General features: G+C 46.9%; 16 protein-coding genes and 1 pseudogene. 11 read left to right on the plus strand and 6 right to left on the minus strand.

All coding sequences use genetic code 11. From position 1 onward, the window contains the following. Window positions 1-203 precede the first annotated feature (203 nt). From HMPREF1492_RS03570 to HMPREF1492_RS07760, 4 genes are all read left to right on the plus strand, one after another. Window positions 204-1,472: an ATP-binding protein gene (locus HMPREF1492_RS03570; RefSeq protein ID WP_035435974.1), complete on the plus strand. Its 1,269-nt coding sequence runs from the start codon at window positions 204-206 to the stop codon at window positions 1,470-1,472. Between the two features lie 240 nt (window positions 1,473-1,712). Next, a complete protein-coding gene (gene glmS / locus HMPREF1492_RS03575; RefSeq protein WP_035435976.1) occupies window positions 1,713-3,542 on the plus strand; it encodes a glutamine--fructose-6-phosphate transaminase (isomerizing) in 1,830 nt (609 codons plus the stop codon). Window positions 3,543-3,695: 153 nt separating this feature from the next. Next, the gene (locus HMPREF1492_RS03580) at window positions 3,696-4,079 is read left to right on the plus strand and encodes a PadR family transcriptional regulator (protein WP_232215607.1); all 384 of its coding nucleotides are present in this window, start codon (window positions 3,696-3,698) and stop codon (window positions 4,077-4,079) included. Then, window positions 4,036-4,287: a DUF2812 domain-containing protein gene (locus HMPREF1492_RS07760; protein WP_232215608.1), complete on the plus strand. Its 252-nt coding sequence runs from the start codon at window positions 4,036-4,038 to the stop codon at window positions 4,285-4,287. The genes HMPREF1492_RS03580 and HMPREF1492_RS07760 overlap by 44 nt, the downstream gene beginning before the upstream one ends. Window positions 4,288-4,742: 455 nt before the next feature. Here HMPREF1492_RS07760 and HMPREF1492_RS03590 read toward each other — a convergent pair whose 3' ends face one another. Then, a complete protein-coding gene (locus tag HMPREF1492_RS03590; protein ID WP_051479384.1) occupies window positions 4,743-8,108 on the minus strand; it encodes a Cna B-type domain-containing protein in 3,366 nt (1,121 codons plus the stop codon). A 642-nt stretch (window positions 8,109-8,750) separates the two neighbouring features. After that, window positions 8,751-9,035 (minus strand): hypothetical protein, encoded by a 285-nt coding sequence (locus HMPREF1492_RS03595; RefSeq protein ID WP_035435978.1) that lies wholly within the window; start codon window positions 9,033-9,035, stop codon window positions 8,751-8,753. A 336-nt stretch (window positions 9,036-9,371) separates the two neighbouring features. On the opposite strand from HMPREF1492_RS03595, the gene HMPREF1492_RS03600 reads away from it, so the two are divergent. The 4 genes from HMPREF1492_RS03600 to HMPREF1492_RS03615 all read left to right on the plus strand — a co-directional run bounded on the left by HMPREF1492_RS03600 (window position 9,372) and on the right by HMPREF1492_RS03615 (window position 14,633). After that, complete coding sequence (locus tag HMPREF1492_RS03600; protein ID WP_035435981.1) at window positions 9,372-10,859, plus strand: ATP-binding cassette domain-containing protein; 1,488 nt, start codon at window positions 9,372-9,374, stop codon at window positions 10,857-10,859. Between the two features lie 202 nt (window positions 10,860-11,061). Next, a complete protein-coding gene (locus HMPREF1492_RS03605) occupies window positions 11,062-12,606 on the plus strand; it encodes an efflux RND transporter periplasmic adaptor subunit (RefSeq protein ID WP_084054976.1) in 1,545 nt (514 codons plus the stop codon). A gap of 9 nt (window positions 12,607-12,615) precedes the next feature. Beyond that, window positions 12,616-13,428 carry an ABC transporter ATP-binding protein gene (locus tag HMPREF1492_RS03610; protein WP_232215609.1) on the plus strand — a complete coding sequence of 271 codons (813 nt, stop codon included), beginning with the start codon at window positions 12,616-12,618 and terminating at the stop codon, window positions 13,426-13,428. Beyond that, window positions 13,425-14,633, plus strand: coding sequence for an ABC transporter permease (locus HMPREF1492_RS03615; RefSeq protein WP_035435983.1), 1,209 nt, complete (start codon window positions 13,425-13,427; stop codon window positions 14,631-14,633). Before HMPREF1492_RS03610 ends, HMPREF1492_RS03615 begins: the two co-directional genes overlap by 4 nt. 135 nt (window positions 14,634-14,768) lie before the next feature. Here HMPREF1492_RS03615 and HMPREF1492_RS03620 read toward each other — a convergent pair whose 3' ends face one another. Next, on the minus strand, window positions 14,769-15,458 hold the full coding sequence (locus HMPREF1492_RS03620) for an SIMPL domain-containing protein (protein WP_035435986.1): 690 nt from the start codon (window positions 15,456-15,458) through the stop codon (window positions 14,769-14,771). Window positions 15,459-15,775: 317 nt separating this feature from the next. Between HMPREF1492_RS03620 and HMPREF1492_RS03625 the strand changes: the two genes are divergently transcribed. From HMPREF1492_RS03625 to HMPREF1492_RS03635, 3 genes are all read left to right on the plus strand, one after another. After that, a complete protein-coding gene (locus HMPREF1492_RS03625) occupies window positions 15,776-16,276 on the plus strand; it encodes a methyltransferase family protein (RefSeq protein ID WP_035435988.1) in 501 nt (166 codons plus the stop codon). 184 nt (window positions 16,277-16,460) lie between these two features. Next, window positions 16,461-18,392, plus strand: a complete 1,932-nt coding sequence (locus tag HMPREF1492_RS03630) for a glycoside hydrolase family 2 protein (protein WP_035435991.1) — start codon at window positions 16,461-16,463, stop codon at window positions 18,390-18,392. 609 nt (window positions 18,393-19,001) lie between these two features. Further along, complete coding sequence (locus tag HMPREF1492_RS03635; protein WP_035435994.1) at window positions 19,002-19,778, plus strand: hypothetical protein; 777 nt, start codon at window positions 19,002-19,004, stop codon at window positions 19,776-19,778. Between the two features lie 99 nt (window positions 19,779-19,877). On the opposite strand, the gene HMPREF1492_RS03640 is transcribed toward HMPREF1492_RS03635, so the two are convergent. From HMPREF1492_RS03640 to HMPREF1492_RS07765, 3 genes and pseudogenes are all read right to left on the minus strand, one after another. Next, the gene (locus HMPREF1492_RS03640; RefSeq protein WP_035435996.1) at window positions 19,878-21,005 is read right to left on the minus strand and encodes a 5-methyltetrahydropteroyltriglutamate--homocysteine S-methyltransferase; all 1,128 of its coding nucleotides are present in this window, start codon (window positions 21,003-21,005) and stop codon (window positions 19,878-19,880) included. Window positions 21,006-21,106: 101 nt separating this feature from the next. Further along, window positions 21,107-21,751, minus strand: coding sequence for an HD domain-containing protein (locus HMPREF1492_RS03645; protein ID WP_035435999.1), 645 nt, complete (start codon window positions 21,749-21,751; stop codon window positions 21,107-21,109). 381 nt (window positions 21,752-22,132) lie between these two features. After that, window positions 22,133-22,239 (minus strand): annotated as a pseudogene (locus HMPREF1492_RS07765) (IS30 family transposase); the annotation flags it as partial.

Consider the following 22,239-nt stretch of genomic DNA (forward strand, 5'->3'; position numbering starts at 1 on the left):
TCTTTTAAACACCTGAAATGCTTGCTTACACCACTTTTCGGGACACCTGAAATGCTTGCTTACACCACTTTTCGGGACACGACCCACTGGCCAACTGCCGTGGTAAATATTAGCCAACTGCCGTGGTAAATATTAGCCAACTGCCGTGGTATGATATATACAACTGCAATCTCTAAGCTAATGAAAAGAAAGTAGATGGCTTCATGAAAAAGTATCTTCCTCGAGTATGCGATGATCTTCTCGCTTTTCATTTGCGTTCAAAAGGTGCTGTGCTTGTTGAGGGGCCAAAATGGTGCGGTAAAACAACCTCATGTGTTCAGCAAGCACATAGTATCTTATATATGCAGGCTCCTGATTTGCGTGAGCAGAATATGCGTATGGCGGAACTCAGCCCTCAGTTGCTTCTTGATGGTGATACACCACGACTTATTGATGAATGGCAGGACGCGCCTTCTTTGTGGGATGCAATTCGTTTTGAGGTTGATCGTCGCGATGAGTTCGGTCAATTTATCTTGACTGGTTCAAGTGTGCCAGTAGATGTCCGTAAAACGGCTCACTCTGGAACCGGAAGAATTGCCAGGATGCGCATGCGTCCAATGTCATTACTAGAGTCGCAAGATTCCTCGGGTTCAGTTTCGCTTAAGGATATGTTTGCGGGCAAACAGCCGATAGCTCAAGCACAGTCAGGTACTATCGACGACCTAGCTTTTTTGGTATGCCGAGGAGGTTGGCCAAAAGCAATTGGACAGAAACAAGATGTATCCTTACAACAAGCTATCGATTATGTAGATGCTCTTACCAGCGTTGATATAAGCCGTGTTGATGGAGTTAGCAGGAATGAAGCGTCTGCTCACGCGCTGCTTCGTTCCTATGCAAGGTTTAGTTCCTCTCAAGGGACGCTCGAATCTATTCGAAAAGATATGGATTCCTTTGCTACGTTGGGAGAAAGTGCTTTCTCAGGTTATATAGAGGCCTTAAGAAGGTTGTTTGTAATCGATGACCTTGAAGCTTGGAGCCCAAATTTGCGCTCCAGAACTGCAATACGCACTTCACCGACACGACATTTTGTTGACCCTTCAATTGCGGCTGCGGCACTGGGAGCATCACCTGCTAATTTAATTGCTGATTTGAATACGTTTGGTCTTTTATTTGAAAGCATGTGTGTCCGTGATTTGAGAATTTACTCATCTGCTTTAGGTGGCTCAGTAGCACATTACCGTGACAAATCTGGTCTAGAGGTTGATGCTGTTGTTCATTTAAGGAACGGATCTTATGGTTTTGTGGAAATTAAATTAGGCGGTGAGTCTGCAATCGAGCAAGGTGCGCAGACGCTTAAGAAAATCATGGAAAAGATTGATCAGAAACGTATGAGTTCACCTGCATTTCTTATGGTGCTTGTTGGGTTAGGTGACTTTAGCTATTGTCGTGAAGATGGAGTGATGGTGGTACCAATAAGAGCTCTCGGGGTGTAGTGATAAAAATTATATTTTGAGAACTTTAGATCTTCTCGTTATTATTAAGTTATGAGTAGCATATTTATTATATTTTCAAAAGTGCTACCCTCAAATAGCATTTTTACATCATTTTGCATACTCCGGTCTTCATTTTTAATACCATACAAGTTCGCCTATATAACTCGCTAAAATAGAGTGGGTTGATTAAAACTAATCGTTTCTGTGACGCTCCCAGAAGCACACGATTGGAGCTTATATATGTGTGGCATTGTTGGTTTTACTGGACACCAAAGTGCAAAAGATGTCCTCATTGAAGGTCTTAAACGTCTCGAATACCGTGGGTATGATTCTGCCGGCATCGCTTTGCAAAACACAACCAACGAAGAACTTACGGTCGTACATCGCGTAGGAAAGGTTGCGGGATTAGCTGAAGCGGTGGAGTACCTCGATAATGCAAGCCCCTGTGGCATCGGACATACCCGCTGGGCAACGCACGGCGCTCCAAGTGAGCGCAACGCCCACCCACATACCTCTTGTGACAATAAAATTGCTGTCGTACACAATGGCATCATCGAGAACTTTGCCGAACTCCGTGAGCAGCTTGAGGCTCGGGGGCACAAATTCCGCAGCGATACCGATACTGAAGTCGTTTCTCACCTTATTGAAGAAGCCTACAGAGGCAACCTTCGCGATGCTGTTGCCAAGGCATGCTCGCAAATTGTAGGAACCTATGGCCTTGCTGTTATATGCTCTCAGGAACCCGGTCGCATTGTAGTTACTCGCAAAGATTCTCCCATTGTCCTTGCACATGGCGAGAAGGGCAGCTACGTTGCATCTGACATCATTGCGGTTATCGAAGCCTCCCGAGATGTCACTGTTCTTGGCGACAACGAGTTTGCTGTTATGGAGCCCGATGGCATCAGCTATACCGATGCTGATGGAAATCCCATTCAACCTAAAGTCATGCATGTTGATTGGGATGTTGATGTTGTCGAGAAGGGCGGCTACCCCGATTTCATGCTCAAAGAAATCCATGAGCAGCCACGTGTTATCCGCGATACCCTTGCAGGACGTCTGACCAACGGTGTACTTTCCATTGATGAACTGGGCATGTCCTTGGAACAGCTCCGTTTAATTGATCGCGTTTATATCATTGCCTGCGGAACTAGCTATCATGCTGGTCTTATCGCCCGTCAGCTTATTGAAGGCTGGGCACGCATACCTGTCGAAGTTGAAGCTGCGAGTGAATTTCGTTATCGAAATCCCATTATTACTCCGTCAACGCTGGTAGTTGCTGTTTCTCAGTCCGGTGAGACCGCTGATACTCTTGCTGCCATCCGCGACGCCCGCATCAAAGGCGCTAAGGTTTTTGGCATCACCAACGTTATTGGTAGTCCCGTGGCCCGTGAGTCTGACGGTGTTATCTACACTAAGGCTAACAAGGAGATTGCCGTTGCCTCAACCAAATCTTTCCTTGGCCAAATTGTGAGCCTAACGCTTCTTGCTATGGTTCTTGCACAGGCAAAAGGAAAGCTCTCAATTGCTCAGATACGCTTGCTCTTTAAAGAACTTGCCGATACCGCCGAGCAGGTCGAAGAAGTCCTCAGCGATACAAAAGCTATCGACATTGCCGCGCAGGCCTGCAAAGATGCCAATAATGCTTTGTTCATTGGTCGTGGCATGGGAGCCGCTATTTGCTACGAAGGTGCCCTTAAACTCAAGGAAATTAGCTATCTTCATGCTGAGGCATATGCTGCAGGAGAAATGAAGCATGGCCCCATTGCACTTTTGTCCAAAGGCTATCCTGTCATTGCCGTAGCAACTAACTCTCCGGTATACGACAAGATGATCTCCAATATCCAAGAATCTCGAGCACGCGGCGCCATGATTATTGCCGTAGCAACCGAAGGTGATCAGGAAATCAAGAAGCATGCCGACTATGTCATCTACGTACCTAAAGTCAGAGACGCATTCTCACCGATCATCGCCTCGGTACCTCTTCAACTGTTTGCGCGCTCTGTGGCTCTTGCACGCGGCTGTGACGTTGATAAGCCGAGAAATCTAGCAAAGTCAGTAACGGTCGAATAAGACACTGACGAGCCTGAAAAACGGCAGATCAAAACCTCAAAATTTTTCTAAAATCTTCTTGACAACTACTACGACTCTCGATATATCGTTACTCGATATATCGAGAGTCGTAGTTCTGTTTTTCGTCATAGTTACACAGCGAAAGGAGGGGTTATGGCAAAGGCAATCGATTCCGGTGCACTCACTGAACCGACGTTTTACATTCTTCTTTCTCTTCATCAACCTATGCACGGATACGCCATTATGCAAAACGTCCAAGAGATTACTGACGGTCGAGTTACCATCGGAGCGGGTACACTTTACGGCGCCATTAATTCGCTCATTGAAAAGGTTGGATTGAGGCTCTGCACAATCAACCCAGCGATCGTAAAAAAGAGTACCGAATCACTCAGCAGGGCAAGCAAGCTTTTTTGCAGGAAGTTAATCGACTACAGGCACTTCTCGCTAACGCACAAAGCGTCATCAACACAGCCAATACAAGAGAGTCTTGATTATGAGTACCTCAACAACAATCAAAAAGTTCTTCACCGATTTTGATGCTGAGGAGGCATGGCTCAATCAGATGAGCGCCCAGGGCAAAGAACTGGTTAACTATCGCGGCGGAACGTACACATTTATTACAAGCGAGCTTCATGCGTGGCAATATGCCATTGAGATCTTAGGCACAACCTCAAAAGAAAGCCGCGATTACCTCAGCTTCCTTGAAGATATGGGTATTGAAATCGTATCTACCTCTGCCGGCTGAGCTTACCTGCGCAAGAAGGACGACGGAGCCCCCTTTGTTCTCCACAGCGATCTGAAGTCTCGCCTCGTCCAAGCTCAAAAGGCCGATTTTTGGCCCCGCATTATAATTTCACAGCTTTTCTTTGTACTGGTATTTTGTGTAAATGGAATTCTCACTCAACAGGTATCTCCTGTCGCCTTTGGTATTCTCATTGGGACAAGCATTGTATTCATAATTGCTGCGGCTATTGAATTCTTTGTTTTTGCAAAACCGTATCGCAAGCGCATCCGTCAGCTAAAGCAGGAGCTTGCTATCAAAGAGTAGCGAGAAGAACTTGTCGTAATGTATGTGATAACTGTTCAGTAATTGTCATGTAAACTTAGTCTTAGTTGATACAAAGTGTCATACAAACAGGGCCACATCTTTCGATGCGACCCTGTTTTGTTCTTAGCTGTGAGATCTAGCCAATGAGACTGCTATTCACGCCGGCCTCTACGATGAAGGTATATTCCGCCACCGATAAGGACTACTGCTGCAGAGGCAAGTGCGATTGCAATACCTGTAGCGTTTGAGTCTCCCGTATAAGGGACAACCCCACCGGATTTCTTAGCAGGTTTTCTGTTGGATTTCTTAGGCGTATCCTCTTTTGGCTTTGGGGTGTCGTGAGGAACTTCTGTATTGGTGATGGTGAAGCCTGTTGTGGCGTCACCGGTAATGGCAACAGTGTAGTTGGCAATGTCATCCTCTTTGACCGTATAGACGATCTCAGTACCGTCTGTTTTGTACTTGTCCAAGCCGGAGAAGGTATCAGTCCAACTGTTGGAATCTGAGAGTGTTACGGTCTTGCCGGTGTCAACACCGTCTGCAAGAAGATGTACGGTGACAGGTCCTGCCTTAGGTCCAACCCACTCTTTTTTAACCGGAACATCTACCTTCTCGGTATTGGTGTTGGTAATGGTGAAGCCTGTGGTGGCGTCACCGGTAATGGCAACAGTGTAGTTGGCAATATCATCCTCTTTGACCGTATAGACGATCTCAGTACCGTCTTTGTATTTAGGAAGATTGCTAAAGGTTCCTGTCCAGTTTGCTGCCTCATCCAAAGTTATGGTTTTGCCAGTGTCTGTGCCGTCAGCCAAGAGGTGTACCGTTACAGAGTTTGTTTTAGGGCCGACCCATGCCTTGGTTACTTTGACAACTGTGGTTTCAGGGGTGTAGGAGTTTGTGATGTTGGTGCCTGTTACGGTTGAAGTGTAACCATCTACTGAATCCTCAGAGACAGTGTAGGTAATCTCTGTACCGTCAGCGTTGTACTTATCAAGACCGCTAAAGCTGTAGGTCCACGCACCTGATACATCAGGGGTAACTGTCTTTGAATCTACCTTAGTGCCATTCTTCAAAAGATTGACGGTAATGGAGGCGGGACGCTTGCCATCTTGGTTGTTATTGTCGTTCCATGTCTTGGTACCGGAAACGCTGACCTTCTCGGTATTGGTGTTGGTAATGGTGAAGCCTGAAGTAACATCGCCGGTGATGGCGTTAGTGTAGTTGGTAATGTCATCCTCTTTGACCGTATAGACGATCTCAGTACCGTCTGCTTTGTACTTATCGAGACTTGAGAACGTACCTGTCCAGTTGCCCGCCTCATCAAGGGTGAGCGTCTTTCCGGTATCAACGCCATCGGCAAGGAGGTGTACCGTCACAGAGTTAGCTTTAGGTCCAATCCACTTCTTGGCAACCGGAACGTTTACCTTTTCGGTATTTGTGTTGGTGATGGTAAAGCCTGTTGTAGCATCGCCGGTGATGGCAACAGTGTAGTTGGTAATGTCATTCTCTTTGACGGTATAAACAATAGCTGTACCGTCGGCTTTGTACTTGTCTAGGCCAGAGAAGGTGTCTGTCCAGCTGTTGGAGTCTGAAAGCGTTATGGTCTTGCCAGTATCAACACCATCTGCAAGCAGGCGGACAGTGACAGGTCCTGCCTTAGGTCCAACCCATTCTTTCTTAGCAGAAACATCTACCTTCTCGGTATTGGTATTGGTGATGGTGAAGCCTGAAGCGATATCGCCTGTGATGGCGTTAGTGTAGTTAGCAACATCATCCTCTTTGACCGTGTAGACAATCTCAGTACCATCTGTCTTGTATTTACGAAGACCGTCGAAAGTACCCTTCCAGTTTCCTGCCTCGTTAAGAGTAAGAGTCTTCCCGGTATCAGTTCCATCAGCTAGTAAGTGGACAGTTATAGGCCCGGCCTTAGGTCCAACCCAAATCTTGGTTACAGGAACTGAAGTCTTAATAGGCTTGTTGGTAATAGTCTGGATAGCACCGCCGGCAGGTGTCACATGAAGTGTGTACTCATCAGTTCCAAGCTCATAACCTTTGGGAGCTGTCTTTTCTTTAACCTTATAGCTACCTTGGGGAAGAACATTTGAAACGACACTACCATCTGCTCCGGTAGTAAGTTCAAAAGTGGAGCCGTCAGGTTTAGTTACGGTAAATACGGCATCTTTTAATGGTGTAGTGCCATCTTCATCAACTTTGATAAGCTTGATTTTACTTGCAAGGTCTCCTCCTGCATGTCCACTACCGCCAGTTAGATCATGATAGTTTACGTTTACTGTCTTATCGACACCATTGGCTGTAAGCCGAGCAGCATTTGTCTGTACAGTTCCAGAAGTCATAGTTGAGTAATACATAAGAAAGTACTGTTTGGTACCAATGTTACCGAGATTTATCTCAAATGACTTCTTATCAGCCGACAGCGTTAGCCTGCCAGTAAGATCCTGTTCAGCGCCCCATTTCTTGAAGCTTCCATCCGAATTATATTCAACTTCTACCAGCGTAAACTTCTGAGTTCCTGTGGTGGAAGGGATATATTCTCCATTATTAGTTTTAAGAGTATCCGTAATTTTTACATTTTGTAAATTTTGACCCTCTTGGTTAATTCGTATATTCCACTTTACAACTCCTGGAGTTGTAGTCTTTTCTCCCCACTTTGCAACAATCTCTTTGACTGTCTCATTTGGTTTAATATGTATATTAGTAGTAACAATCTTTCCATTTACATCTATCGTAATTGGTTTGTCTGTATTAACCGTAACCTTCCTCTGGTTAAAATAGGTTACAAGTTCAATTGTGCCTTTATAGTTATTGTGATTATTGGCTTTGTCATTAAAGACAACATGTATCTTACCGCCACCATTGACGGTATCGGATGTTACTGTTGCTTTTGCAACAACATTTCCATTGCTGTCAGTAATATCAAATGTCTTAGGTGTTGATGCAGTACTTAAATTAATCGTATTAGGTATTGTGAGATCAAAATAATCCCCCGTATGGACAATCTCGCTAGGTTTGAGCTTCCAGTTCATCTTCAGCTTGAATTTTGCCCCTATAGACAACTCTGTAACAGGGTTGCCGTCAGCGTCTAAAATCTTAAAATCCGTAAGAGTTGCGTCAAGTTGCTTAGGAGTTGAAGGAGCTCGCAGGAGCGATGCGGAAAGGATCTGATCAGAAGTAATGAAATTATCTGTAGAGACTTCCTCAATACTAGTACCCATCTCAGACAAAGGACCAGCTCGTGTTGCATTAGCTTGCTCCTCACTACCAGTCTCTGATTGAGCGGACCCTGAAGAAACGCTCTGATTTTCCTCAGTAGAGACCTGAGCGTCTTCTTCTTTTTGTTCTTTTGCTTCAGAGCCACTTTGAGATGATTGCTCAGTAGTTACTTTAGAAGCTGAGGGCACAGCATCATCAGCAAAAGCATTAAGAGCACCTCCCGGAATCATAAGGCTCAAGACCAGCACCAAAATCAAGAAGCTACAAAACTTTTTTTCATAGCGCACTTTCCTTTCCGTCTAATTACATATCAAGAATTAGAAAGCTAAACACAGCTCTATGAGCATACCCCCGCTACTTTCAGCAACCAAAACCTTTAGAGAAGCTAAACTGTCTCTTTAAATTCATAACTTAACCATATATAACTTTTTCAAAATTAAACAACAATCTCAATTTAACTCTTTATTAATTCCTTAGTCTCATTCTGGATTCAACTACACAGAATCTCCTAATATTTAAAGTTTTTATCTTTGGAATAAATGCTTGTCCCCATGAAAAGAGGAATCTCTTCTATAAAGTAAACACTCACTCGACAAAAATAGACAAGTCTTCTTACATTACAGCTTAACACGGTAATGTCAGTAAATCTCAGCCTATCTGGTACCGGAGCACAAAAGCTGCAACTGACCAAGTTTTGATACTTTGGAAAACCTGTTGGCATAAGAGCTGCATTATGCTCATATCATCTACTATAGATGACTTAAGACTCAAACAGGGCCACATTTTTCGATGCGACCCTGTTTTGTTCTTAGCTGTGAGGTTCTGCCATTGGAGACTTTTTTCCATTCTGCAAATCTGTCGTACGCTTTGCGCTTGAAGAAGGTAGACATTGCCCCTTATTTGCCGAAATTGATAAATGTTAATATCCATTATTGCACGAAAACTGAAAAAGTATATAGCGGTTTGTGCACGAAAATGAAAAATTTAAGATCCGCGACGGTCTTGTCTGCAACCGACAGGGATACCTGTATGTGGGCGTACCCTTCGTCGTCTTTGCGCGCGATGAAATCGACCTCTAACTTGCTTATCTGCCCGACGCTCACGCGGTAGTCCTTGGACTTCAGATATGTGTAGACTGCGTTCTCGAGCAGCGGGTCGTAGTCCATGGTAGCGTTGACGTTGTGAGCAAAGTGGATGCCCGTGTCGGCGATCATTTGGCCGACAACCCCTCAGCGACTGTCTGCATGAGACAAGAATCTCAGATACACGAACCAATAGATGGGTTTCTCGTCCCACCAGGCCCTCTTGTTTTAATGCGTTTCCAAAGCTACTATGGTTTTAACAGTCTGCCAGGGCCTTTGGCAAGCGCTGGTGCGAGAAGGGATTAGGTGCATGAAGAACTAGCGATACTCATAAAGCCCGAATTCACGTAACGTCGCCGACGACACTACCGCGGGTGTAGTATTGCTTAATCATGTCTTAATTTATAGCCATTTACCTGTGCATAATTGCATGCTACTCCGCGTGGTCTTCGGCAGAACCGAGGTATCATGCAGCTTAATCTTTCAAATATTGAATATACCTATCCTTCAGCGGTGGAGCCTACCTTACATGATGTGACTATTACACTCCCACAGGGATGGACCGGCTTTGTTGGTAATAACGGATCTGGTAAAACAACCCTCGCACGTATCGTATGTGGTCTATTGCAACCTGACAGGGGAGTTGTAAGTCCATCGCTTTTCTCGGCATATTGTGCTCAAAATGCAACGGAGGCCCCAGCTACTCTTTTTGATTTTGCGGTTGCCTATGATGAAGCGGCAATTAAGCTGAGGCGAGAGCTTTTGTTAGAAGAAGATTGGCCTTGGCGTTTTGAGACACTTTCGTGTGGTCAGCAGAAGCGACTCCAGGTAGCGTGTGCTTTATGGGCCTCGCCTGACGTTCTTGTGCTCGATGAGCCCACTAATCACGTGGATGTATCAACAAAACATGCTCTTTTTGCGGCCTTGTCGCAGTTCAAGGGTATCGGGGTGCTTATTTCACATGATAGGGAGTTGCTGGACAAGCTCTGTACTCAATGTTTGTTTGTAGCTAACGGTACGGCAAACATGAAATCTGGTAATTATTCTCAGGCATCCTCACAGGTAGAACTTGAACGATCTAGTGCATTACACGCAAAGGAAGCGGCGCAAAAAGAGAAGACTCGCCTTGAGCGAGAAACCCAGCGACGTAGAGAAGAGGCTTCTAGAGTTCAGGCGCGCAAAAGTGGAAGAACTATTGACAAGCATGACAGTGATGCGCGCGCAAAAAAGCGGGGCTATATAGTTTCAGGTCAAGATGGTAAAGCGGGAAAATTGGCTGTACGCATGTTGGATAGACTTGAAAAGGCAACGGGTAAAGCCACAGGTATTAAGGTTGAGAAACAATATGATTCCAATATCTGGTTGGATAGTGAGGCAAGTAAGAGAAAAGTTCTGTTGAGGATGGAACCTAACAGCATTCTCATGGGAGAAAGCTGCCTTCAAACACCACCGCTGTTTATTGGCAACACAGATCATATTGGCGTTGTTGGCGATAATGGCTGTGGTAAAACAACGCTGATAAAGAAAATTATTTCAAGTATTTCTGACGATGTGCGGATGTTATATATTCCTCAAGAGCCAACTGAACTGCAAAAAACAGAGACAGTAAGAAAAATCAAAGGACTATCAAACTCCCAGCGTGGAAGAGTGTTGTCTATTGTGGCACAACTCAATTCCGACCCTGATTATGTTCTTGCAGGTGAGTTGACCAGTCCAGGTGAAATGAGAAAGCTTATGCTTGCGCTGGGAATGCTCGAATTACCAGAGCTTATCGTAGTGGACGAGCCAACTAACTATTTGGACCTTGGTTCAACCGTAGCGCTTGAACGATTGCTGTCTGAATATCCAGGAGCTTTGTTGTTGGTCTCGCATGATCTCTCGCTGGTTGATTCCGCTACATCGATAAAATGGAGCATTCAGCGATCAAATGACAACTTTGAGCTTGTGGTGCAATAGGGGCGAGAAACACGTTGGACAGTTACGGTGGTTGCGCGTCTGTGTTTGAGTAGCTCGCTGACATAGACCGCTGCTTTTATACCGCTCGCCGTAGTTGTTCAAGCAAGCTAACTTCTGCTGAAAAATTTTATATAAACTAAAAGGTCAAATCGATTTCTTCTGAGATTGCTTGTGTGTTTAAGCATGGATTTCGGAGGGGCCTATGCTTCACTTCAATCACGATTCAAAGCAAGAAGCCAACGAGGGAAATGCGAGCGCTGCTGGCGCAGCAGGCACGTCTGGCGTTGTAGGTGCACCAGGGGCTACGGGAGCTGGAACCCCTAACATCCCCACGCCACCCGAAGGATATCAACAGGCAACCTTTGCATCTACGCTTCCAACGGTTGCTGATCAGACGGCTAACTTAGGCTCCCAGATTGGTGTCATTTCTCCAGGTGAGAGCGAAGAAGACGCTGAAGCTCGTGAGGCGTACGAGAGTTTGGCTCGTCACCGTAAAGCTCGTCGTAAAAAGAAACTTATCAAGGCAGGAATAGCTGCTGGAGTCTTTGTTCTTCTCGTCATATTGTTTATTTTGCCTATGTGCCAGGGCGGCCAGAACCAGAACACCACCGTGATGCCAAGCACTACGTTTGTCACGCGCGGCGAGTTCAGCGATTCTGTTTCTGCGTCTGGATCCATCAAGCCCGTGTCGTCAACAGTGGTAACTCCCGAGGTAGATGGCATTATTCAGGATGTTCAGGTTTCTGAAGGCACGTACGTCCATAAAGGCGACAAGCTTTTTACTGTAAAGAACGATGAGCTGGATAAGGCTGTTCGTAAGGCATCTCAGCAGGTAAAAGCAGCCGAGAACGAGGTTAGCAAAGCACGCTCAGCCCTAGCGTCCGCACGCAACGGTGTCCCCGAGGCAGGTGAGGACGGACAAGAAGCAAACGCTGCATCCATCGCTGCGGCTGTGGAAGCGGCGGAAGCAAATCTGGAGAGCGCCCAGATTGCGCTTGAGGAGGCTCGCTCTGCTTACAACGACGCAATTGCCCAGGCAGATAAGCGTGTAGTCACCGCTCCATGTGACGGAACGGTTATTGTGATGAACGCGGTGAACGGCGCTTCAGTCGGCTCGTCCGCGCCAGGTGCTGGCAACGCCGGTCCTCTGATTACTATCGCGGACCTTTCCCAGATGAAGGTCAACGTCCAGATCAACGAGGTAGACATTTCTCGCATCGCCGTTGACCAGAAGGCGCAGGTCAGCTTTACAGCTCTGCGAGACCTGTATTGCGATGCAGTGGTTACTCACGTTTCTGCTGTTTCGTCTAACGGTGCCGATGCAGGTGCAAGTTACGATAGTCCTGGTCGCTCCATCGTTTTTTACACCGTTGACCTGCTCATCAGCAGTCCTGACGCCTCCATCAAGCCGGGTATGACTGCTAACGTGGACATTATGATTCAGCACATGGACAACGTGCTGACTGTACCTCTTGTTGCCGTCATGGACGACGGCGATGGTGCTTACGTCAATGTTGTTACTTCTCGTGACGAGAAAGGCTATCCTCAGATAAAGCGCGTACCGGTGACCGTAAAGGCACAAAGTTCTACGACGGCCGTCATCGAGGGCGCCGGTATTGAGGACGGCACTGAGGTGATGATTGGCGGTGGCGCCGGCGGTCCATCTCAGGGCTCGGCTATGGACGCTCCAGCAGGCGCAACGTCTGGCTCATCGACTGACGCAACAGGCTCCAAAGACTCCAAGTAGGCGACGCATATGTCCAAGGTAATTGAGGTACATAAGCTGCATCGCATTTACGAGACAGCTGCAGGTTTGACGCACGCTCTACGAGGTGTTTCCTTGACTGTGGAGAAGGGCGAGTTTCTTTGCATCATGGGTCCGTCAGGCTCGGGCAAATCAACCCTGATGAACATTTTGGGTTGCCTGGATACGCCTACTGCCGGCTCGTACAAGCTCGAAGGGCTTGAGGTTGCGGATCTTTCCGACGACGACTTGGCAGAGATTCGCGCTACGCGCCTGGGTTTTGTTTTCCAGTCGTTTAACCTACTGCCGCGCACTACGGTGCTGCGAAATGTTATGTTGCCGCTCATCTACTCGGATATTCCTGCAAAAGAGCGAGAGTTGCGTGCTTGGAAGGCGCTGCGTTCTGTTGGCCTGCCCGAGGAGTATTACGAGCACAAATCAAATGAGCTTTCCGGCGGTCAGGTGCAGCGTGTAGCCATTGCTCGTGCGCTGGTAAACGACCCAGCGGTCATTTTTGCCGATGAGCCAACCGGCAACCTGGACTCTACAACAAGTGAGATGGTCCTCAACACGTTCAAGTCCATGCAGGAGCGCGGCAAGACAATCGTGCTGATTACGCACGACCCCGAGACTGCCTTTTGGGCTGACCGCGTGGTGCATATTCGCGACGGTCGCCTGCTTACAGACGAGCAGGAAAAGGAGTTTGTGAAACAACATGCCGCGCAGTCCGCGACGGGTGCGGATACGGCGCCGGGTACGCATACTGCAGCGGGCGCGCATGCCGCGACGGGCGCGCATGCCGCGACGGGAGGTGGCGTGCTATGAGGCTGATGGATCTGCTGCGAGAAACCCTGTCTGCGCTCAACGCCAACCGCGGCCGCAGCCTGTTGACGGTGCTGGGTATTGTTATTGGCATCAGCGCGGTTATTGCTATGACAGCACTTATCGACGGCATCAAGTATTCGCTGGTCAGTTCGCTGGGGCTCAACCAGTCGCGTATGGTCATGATCTACGCGTGGCCAGACCGCGAGGTCACGCAGCAGGACCTGGAGCTGCTGCAGCTCAGCGTACCAGGATACGAGCTTGTGACCGGCATTGACTCCACCATGGCCCGCGTCAACTCGGCCGAGAAGCAGTTTGACGCGCGAATCATCGGCTGCACTCCAGACTACTTTACCGTCATGGGCCTCAAGGCATCAGTGGGCTCGCTCTTCACAAAGTCCGACGTAGATGACACATCTAGAAACGTTCTTCTCGACAAATTGTCTGCCGAGAAACTCTTTGGCAGCGCAGACGCGTCCATTGGACAGGTTGTCCGCATCAATAACGACAGTTACACCATCGTTGGCGTGGTTGACAGTGGGGCAAACGGCGGCGGGCAAGGCGATACGCTGCTGGCCTACATGCCGTACTCCACGTATTCCGCGCGTCTGACGGGCACTAAAACTATCAGCCAGGTTTTTGGTTACGCTCGCGAAAACGTTGACATGAAGGCGCTTGCGGATGAAACAAAGTCCTGGTTGCTGGACTGGTTTAACATTCCGTCCGCGCAGGCCGAAGATCGCGTGACGGTTATGACGCTTTCGTCCATTATTGAGCAGATGAACGCCACGCTTATGTCGTTCCAGGTCCTGGTTACCGCCACGGCGAGCATTTCGCTTCTGGTTGGCGGCATTGGCATCATGAACATGATGCTCACCAACGTGACGGAGCGCATTAGGGAGATTGGCCTGCGTAAGGCCTTGGGAGCTCGCGCGTCCGACATCACCAAGCAGTTCCTGTGCGAGTCCATTTTGATTTGCATCATGGGTGGTGTGATTGGCATTGCCCTGGGTTACGCCGGAGCGTGGGGATTGGCCGGCTCATTCAGCAGCATGATTACGCTTGATACAGGCATCACACCTATCATCACCCCGAACATCGTGATGATTACCTCGGGAATTTGCATTGGCATCGGACTCATCTTTGGCTACTGGCCTGCTCGCCGCGCTTCAAAGCTCAATCCTGTGGAGTCGCTCCGCTACCAGTAAACGGGGTACGCCCGAAACGGCTCGCACTCGAATACAGCCTGCTGCTGATAAGGGGCGTGCTGACCGTAAACGACTTGCTACTAGTAGGGTTTCTCGCCAGGCGAGAAACCCTTTGAAGTGCGTTGGTTTGTGCGACTACAGCAGATCGTCTGGTGGGAGTAGTTCGATGTCCCATGTAGTGCTGACGTAGCAATTGACATCTATATCTAACGGATTAAATGCGGGTACTTGATTTTTACTTTCGAAATCGTCATACGCGCTACATGCGCAGGCTGTGTAGACAAAGTCTTTTTCCTTAATGTCATAAGTTGCATTTTTTAGTCTAACAACCTTTGCGTCGGCTGCCTTGGCAAGAAGGCTAGCTTGCTGACGGCATGTAATAATAGCGTCAGTAGAAAGCTTGTTTTTAATAGGTTTTTCATTTTCTATTGCGAATTCAACTGAGAAAGTCACTTCATCTCCACACGAACTAAGCGCTTTCCAGATTTTCTCTACAAGGTTTGTTTCAAGTTGTTCTTTAATGGACAATTCTGCACGAAAATCGAATCCTTCAACAATTGTGTGAGCAACGTAATAACGCTCCCACTTTTCTTTTTGATACTGCTTGATTTCGTGAGCTGAAACTGAGTACCTATTGTTTTTCAGAATTGAAGCTGAAAGTCCGTTCTTCTCGAGCGCTTCTTTTATTGTTTGTACCAGCACATTATATCTAGCAGTGCATTCTTCACGGGTCTTCGAAGTTCCCTGAATAGTGATGTCAACGTTTATGGTATCAGGTGGAACTTGCATGCTCAGGTTTGTTGATACGTCAATCGTTCGTTCCATGGTGTGTTCCTTTCAGCGATTATTATAGAAAAATACCTATTTATACAGGTAATTTATTGCTTTAGACTAGATAATCATAGGTCCAAAATAAAATCTGAGTGTCCAGCACAGTGGACACTCAGATAGCTGTCAGAAAATGAGAAGCTTGGCATTGTGACACCGGTTTCATTGTCCTACGTTTGCCATTCAATACGGCAAAGGGCAACGAATAGACATGGTCAGTACAAAAATCCCACGTAAAGGTGTAGTTTTAGGTGTAAACTTTATATCGCAGTTAGTTAAAGCTAACAAAATGTCAACTGAACGGAGTTCATCAAATGCCTGCTCAGAACGAGAAGAAAGATCATCTTCCGGTACTTGGTGTCGGCCCCGCTTACGTGATTGCCATCACGGTGCTGACAGTTATGTGTATCACCCTGTCCAAGCTGGGTTTTCTTCCGTATCTTCGCATTCGAGCAACGGTTGGCGTAATGCATGCCGTAGGTACAGCTTTTTTGATCGTGGGCATCTGGCTTTGGGTTTCTGCTGCCATCAAAGAAAAGCTTCGCGAGAAAATCATTGCAAATCAGCTGGTAATCACTGGTGTTTATGCGCTGGTCAGAAACCCTATCTACTCTGCATTTGCGTTTGTTATGTCAGGTGCAGCGCTGCTCTCTAGTAACCTTTATCTGCTACCACTACCCCTTGTGTTTTGGGCGCTTTTAACTGTGATGATGCAGGCTACAGAGGAGAAGTGGCTTCTCGAGCAGTTTGGCGATGAGTACAAAGAGTACTGCAAACGAGTCAATCGCTGTATTCCATGGTTTCCTAAGCGCTAACGTTTATGTGGGTTTTGAGTGGTACTGAGCTTCAGTCCTATTTGAGCCTTAGTTCGTAATTGAACTGGGGTTTGTTCGGTCTTCTCGCTATATAAATTCTTTTACGAAGTGGCTATGATATACATACGTCATGCTGGCTTGTCATGTGCTTGTACCTGCTGCTTCAGGAGAAACGAGAGATACCATGCTGGATATTCGTCGCGTTTTGGCAAGTGCGCCCAAAAAGCATACGGAGGAGACGCTGAATTCTCTGACGACTGTTTGGGGAGAGGCGCTTGACCCATCGAACGTGTTGCCTGAGTATCCGCGTCCTCGCATGCAGCGTGACAATTACGTGATGTTAAACGGCGTGTGGGATTATGCGATTGTGCCGGTAGATGGCGGGGTTGATGTAGAGACCCTTGCACGACAGACAATTCCTTCCCGTTGGGACGGACAGATTGTGGTGCCGTTTTCGCCAGAAGCTCCGCTCTCTGGTGTTGGTCGTACGGTGCAGCCGAGCGAATTTTTGTGGTATAAGCGCAAAATTGAACTACCTAAACTGGCCGATGACCAGCGATTTATTCTGCATTTTGAAGCGGTTGACTGGATGTGCGCGTGCTTTGTGAATGGCAAGCTTGTCGGCACGCATGTTGGTGGTTACCTGCCGTTTTCCTTTGATGTGACGGATTTACTTGGCTCGCCTGAAACGGGAGAGGCAACGGACGCGGATCTTGTTACGGCGACAGGTGTGGCTGAGCGTGCCACCACGGCTGAGCTCGTGCTTTGTGTTTGGGATCCGAGCGATACCGGCTCTCAACTGCGTGGAAAGCAGCGACTCTCGCGTGGCGACATTTGGTACACCGCTCAGAGTGGCATTTGGCAAAGCGTGTGGTACGAGATTGTTTCTGCGGTTCACCTTGAGTCGCTAACGCTGAAGGGTGATATGTTTGGCGCGCTTGAGGTTAGAGCGAACGTGCGGGCTAGCGGGCTGGCCGGTGTACAAACGGGCGCGTTTGAGCTGGAGTTGGCGCTCAAAGACGAGCTTGGACAAGATGTTCTTCTCGTCACACTGCCGGTGAACGAGGCGGGAAAAATTCATGCTGAGTTGCACGTGGACGACGTGCAACTGTGGTCGCCGGAGAGTCCGCATCTCTATGCCGTGGAGGCTACGCTGCAGCGAGATGGCGTGGTCGTCGATGCAGCTCACAGTTATTGCGCGTTTCGTACTGTTGAGGTAAAGAAAGACGAGGCTGACGTGCCAAGGGTGCACTTGAATGGGGTGCCATATTTTGTGCGCGGCGTGCTGGATCAGGGCTACTGGCCTGACGGATTGATGACCGCGCCGTCCGATGATGCGCTGGTATATGACATAGAGGCTATGAAATCGGCCGGTTTTAATACGTTGCGTAAACATATCAAGATTGAAAGCGAGCGTTGGTATTATCACTGTGACCGACTCGGCATGCTGGTTTGGCAGGATTGTGTTTCGGGAGGCAGCGCGTATAGTCCCTGGCACACAAGCCAGAAGCCGACGCTGTTTAGTTTTACTTGGAACCGATTTAATGATACAACTACAGAACATCATCAGGCTTTATCCGCAGGTGACGAGGCGTATCAGAAGGAATGGTTAGAAACCTGTCAGGAAATGATCAAACTCCTGGACGGGCATCCTTCGATTGGTATTTGGACGCTTTTCAACGAGGGTTGGGGACAGTTTGATGCGCGAGCTACTACTGAGGTTGTTCGTGCGTTGGATACAACGCGACCAATCGATGCAACAAGTGGCTGGTACGACCAGGAATGTGGCGACTTCCTAAGCATCCATAATTACTTCAGGCCGTTACGTGCAGGTTGGCAGAGGAAGCAGCGGGGAAATCGAGCTGCAATAATCTCTGAGTTTGGCGGTCTTACTCAGGTGATACGAGGTCATACGTCGCTTGACCACTCGTATGGGTACGGTGATTTTTCCACGGTCGAGGATTGGCGGATAGCTGTCAAAAAGTTGCTTTCAGAAGCAGAATTGCTGCAGGATGAGGGCCTTGCGGGATACGTTTACACGCAGGTATCTGATGTTGAGGAAGAGGTAAACGGCCTGCTTACTTACGATCGAAAGATCAACAAGTTCAACGGGTAGTGGCTGTCGGATGATGCTGGAAGACGTTGGGCAACGTCAGATGTACTGGGTAATGCTCAGCGATGCTCGGCAAATTAAGCGATGAGTAGTGGTTTGAAAGATGCCCAGTTAATTGAGGTATGTCCAGTAATGCCAATTGCTGATTCTATCCAAAGTGGTAAAAAATGCGTTTAGTTGGGGTTTCATTTTTCTGCATAATGAGTTTTCGCAGATAAAAAATTGCAATGGTGGTAAAAAATCGTCTTAGTTGGGGGTTACATTTTTCTGCATACGCGTTTGCCCAGGAAAAACTTTTAACTATGGTAAAAAATGCGTTTAGTTGGGCATCAAATAACGAAATTTCAATTTTCATCCCCAACTAAACGGCTTTTTTACCTTTTTGGGCACTAAAATCAGTACCCTAAAATTGCGGTATTCACGATTATGAATAAACAGGCTCTGTTATACAGGAATCAAATTACCCAAACAATTTTGAGGACTCTGTCGGTATCAAGTTTGCCTCATCCGCCGAAAAACTAGCGTGTACCAAAGAATTATCCAGCAACACGATATAATTTTAGGTAGTTCCTAGTTATTTCTTGTACTGCAAAACGTGGAGGTAAAAGGCTTATGAAAAGCATTTTTGAGGATCGACAGGTATCAATTAAGTGCGACGATAAGTATTCTTATACCGTTACAAAAGATGGTCTGGCTTATGTTCCTGGTAATGGAAAACCAGAGGTAAACGTCCAGTTTGCTGAGGTCGGTTCAACCTTCTTACTGAATTATTGCAGCTCAAACGGTCCTTACGAGATTACCTTTAAGGATAACGACGGTCATAACCTCGCTAGCATTGACACAGATCTCAAGTATCGTGGTTTTGGCCATAACATCCTAGATACTAAGACAATTATCCTCGCTTTTGCAGCTAATAAGCTTACTACTGAGTTTCCCAATAACCTTGATACGTTAAACACTAAGCTCGGATTTAGCCTCAAAGAGAAAAAAATCACAATCGCAAACGGCGTGATTTCCGGCGCAAAGCATCAGGTCAAGCTTTCCGACATTCGTCGAGTCCAGTGTGTTGCTGGCGGCGCACTCAACAATCTTTTTGTCTTCACTAAAGAAAAAGGTGGCTTCTTTGATAGGGCAGACATTGTTGTTCCCGTCAACGAGCTCACAGTGCCTATTCTTGAAGCAGCAATGAGAAGAAATACTGGTCACGGAATCGATTTCAGCAGGGGCAATGGCTTTGACCAGCCAAACAGCAACTTCATTATTATTCGTTATTTGGACTCCAGTTTCTTTGAGACCGCTCCTGGCGTCTTCAAGGAGGACTGGCAGAAGGATGCCTACGAGTTTGTTAAGTCCTTTGGTTATGACCTTCAAACCATGCTAGGGGAGTAACTCCTGGCGAGAAAAACGTCTAGTTCTAGTAAAAACACTTGACCTAAATAAGCTGCCTCCCATTTCTCGTGTCCAATAAATGGGAGGCAGTTCAGTTTATTAACCCCAAACCTCTTCTGCAACTTCTTTGACCAACGCAATCTTTGCCCACTGCTCATCTTCGGTAAGCTTGTTACCAATCTCGCAGCTTGCAAAGCCACATTGGGGAGAAAGACAAAGGTTCTCTAGAGGCACATACTGAGCAGCCTCATGAATACGCTCAATAACCTTGGCTTTCTCTTCCAGCTGGGCGTGCTTGGTGGTGATCAGACCAAGCACAACTTTTTTACCAGCTGGAACAGAAGCCAGGGGTTCAAAGCCACCAGAGCGATGATCATCAAATTCTAAGAAGAATGCGTTTACATGCTCTTGAGCAAGAAGAGCATCAGCCACATCGTCGTAGCCGCCCTCGCAAGCCCACGTGCTGTGAAAGTTGCCACGACAAACGTGCGTGTTAATAGTCAGGTCAGCTGGAACGGCATCAAGAACACGGTTGTTAATCTCAAGCAGCAGTGCCTTAATCTTCTTAAGACCTTCTTGGTCGGCTCCAAAGAAAAGCTCCGCACGTGGGTCAACCAGCACACCCCACGAGCAGTCATCAAGCTGAAGATTACGACAGCCTGCAGCATATACCTGCTTAATAAACGCACCGTAGCCAGCAACAATATCTTCTAGGAGTTCCTGGTCGTTGGCATAGTACTTGTTAGTCTGCTCGCGATTCATGGGCATAATGAACTGCTCAATAAACTGTGCAGGTGCAGGAATAGTAAGCTTGGCAACGGTTGTCTCGTCCTCAAACTGCTGAACAAAGCGGAAGTGCTCTATAAAGGGATGCTCTTTGGTGAGCTCCACTTTTCCTATGAGGAAGGTGTCGTCAATCTTTGCGGTCTCATCGTGGAAAGGAAGTCCGGTGTTAGTTGGCGCATGGCCAATACCTTCGAACGCCCACATAAAATCGAGGTGCCAGGTTGCACGCCTAAACTCACCGTCAGTAATAACTTTAAGGCCTGCCTGCTTCTCCTTTTGGATAAGCTCTGTAATAGCTTTGTCCTCTACTTGCTTAAGCTCAAGAGCGTCAATCTGACCTTTTTCAAACTGAACACGAGCTTGTTTAAGATTTTCTGGACGGAGAAAGCTACCAACAACATCAAAGCGATGTGGAGTGGTTTTATCATTTTTAATTGTCATAAAGACCCCTTAGGACTACTTACAAGAATCAAGTATGACAATCAGAACTTCACTTGTGAAATACAAATACTTAACTAATTCATATAGCTAAAAACTATATCTTAGCGCTCACCGTTCCACTCATCTAAGAACTGGTCAACGTACTCACGCATGTACTTCTCGCGAGCTTTTCCAAGCTCTTTGCCACTGCGCGTATTCATCATGTCTGCCAGCAAAAAGAGCTTTTCGTAGAAATGATTAAGCGATGTAGACTTATGCAAGTGATACTCCTTGTCGCTCATGTTAAGGGTTGGTGGCTCATCCGGATCATACATTGCACGACCGTGACTTCCGCCATAAGCAAAGGCGCGTGCAATGCCAACAGCCCCGAGCGCATCGAGGCGATCTGCGTCCTGAACGCACATTCCCTCAAGCGTCGAAGGAACAACAGAGTCCGTTCCCGAGAACGAAACCTCATCAATTGCGGTGCAAATGGCCTGGATAGTTGCCTTATCCACAGCATGCTGGCTCAGAAAACCAACGGCACGATCTTTGTGCTCATGCGTCTCTGGAGAAAGCTTGATGTCATCGACATCGTGCAAAAGCGCAGCAAGGGCAACAATCTCTTGATCTGCGCCTTCTTCTTGCCCAATTCTTACTGCCATTTTGTATACACGCAGGGTGTGGAAGTAATCGTGACCACTAAAATCTGTGGAGAAGATCTGCTTCACAAAATCTAAAGCTTCATCAATGACTGTAGGACTCATAAATTTCTTACCAAATCTCTTCTGCAAGCTGGTCTTTTAGAGTGTTTTTTGCTAGTGCGTTTCTTTTCTAACTGCAATTGTACAAGTCTCTTTGCAAACACTAAAACTTTGAGCAAAAGATTGTAAGCGCTCGTTACAAAAATTGTTGTATAGATAAAAAATTGATAGATTTCTATTTAATTCACGTTTATGACAAATGTCGAGAAAATCATCAAAAAGAGTGCATTTTAACTGCCATTTTTTAAATACATCAAATATTTTCATTAAAAAATTTATATAACATGCAATGAATACTTTTTTGAAATGTGTTCAAAGTATAAAAATTACTGCTTTAAGACTTTAATCTTTACAAAATAGTAGATAATTATGTATCTTGAATTGTCAAAGCAAGTGCAACGTTTGGTGATGGTAGACTTCCCAAGGGCACTTCCAACCCAGACGCTTACGTGGTCTTAGGTTAAGTTCATTATATACTGCCTCAATCTCTA

Source organism: Atopobium sp. BS2 (assembly GCF_000565075.1).
Lineage (GTDB): Bacteria > Actinomycetota > Coriobacteriia > Coriobacteriales > Atopobiaceae > Lancefieldella.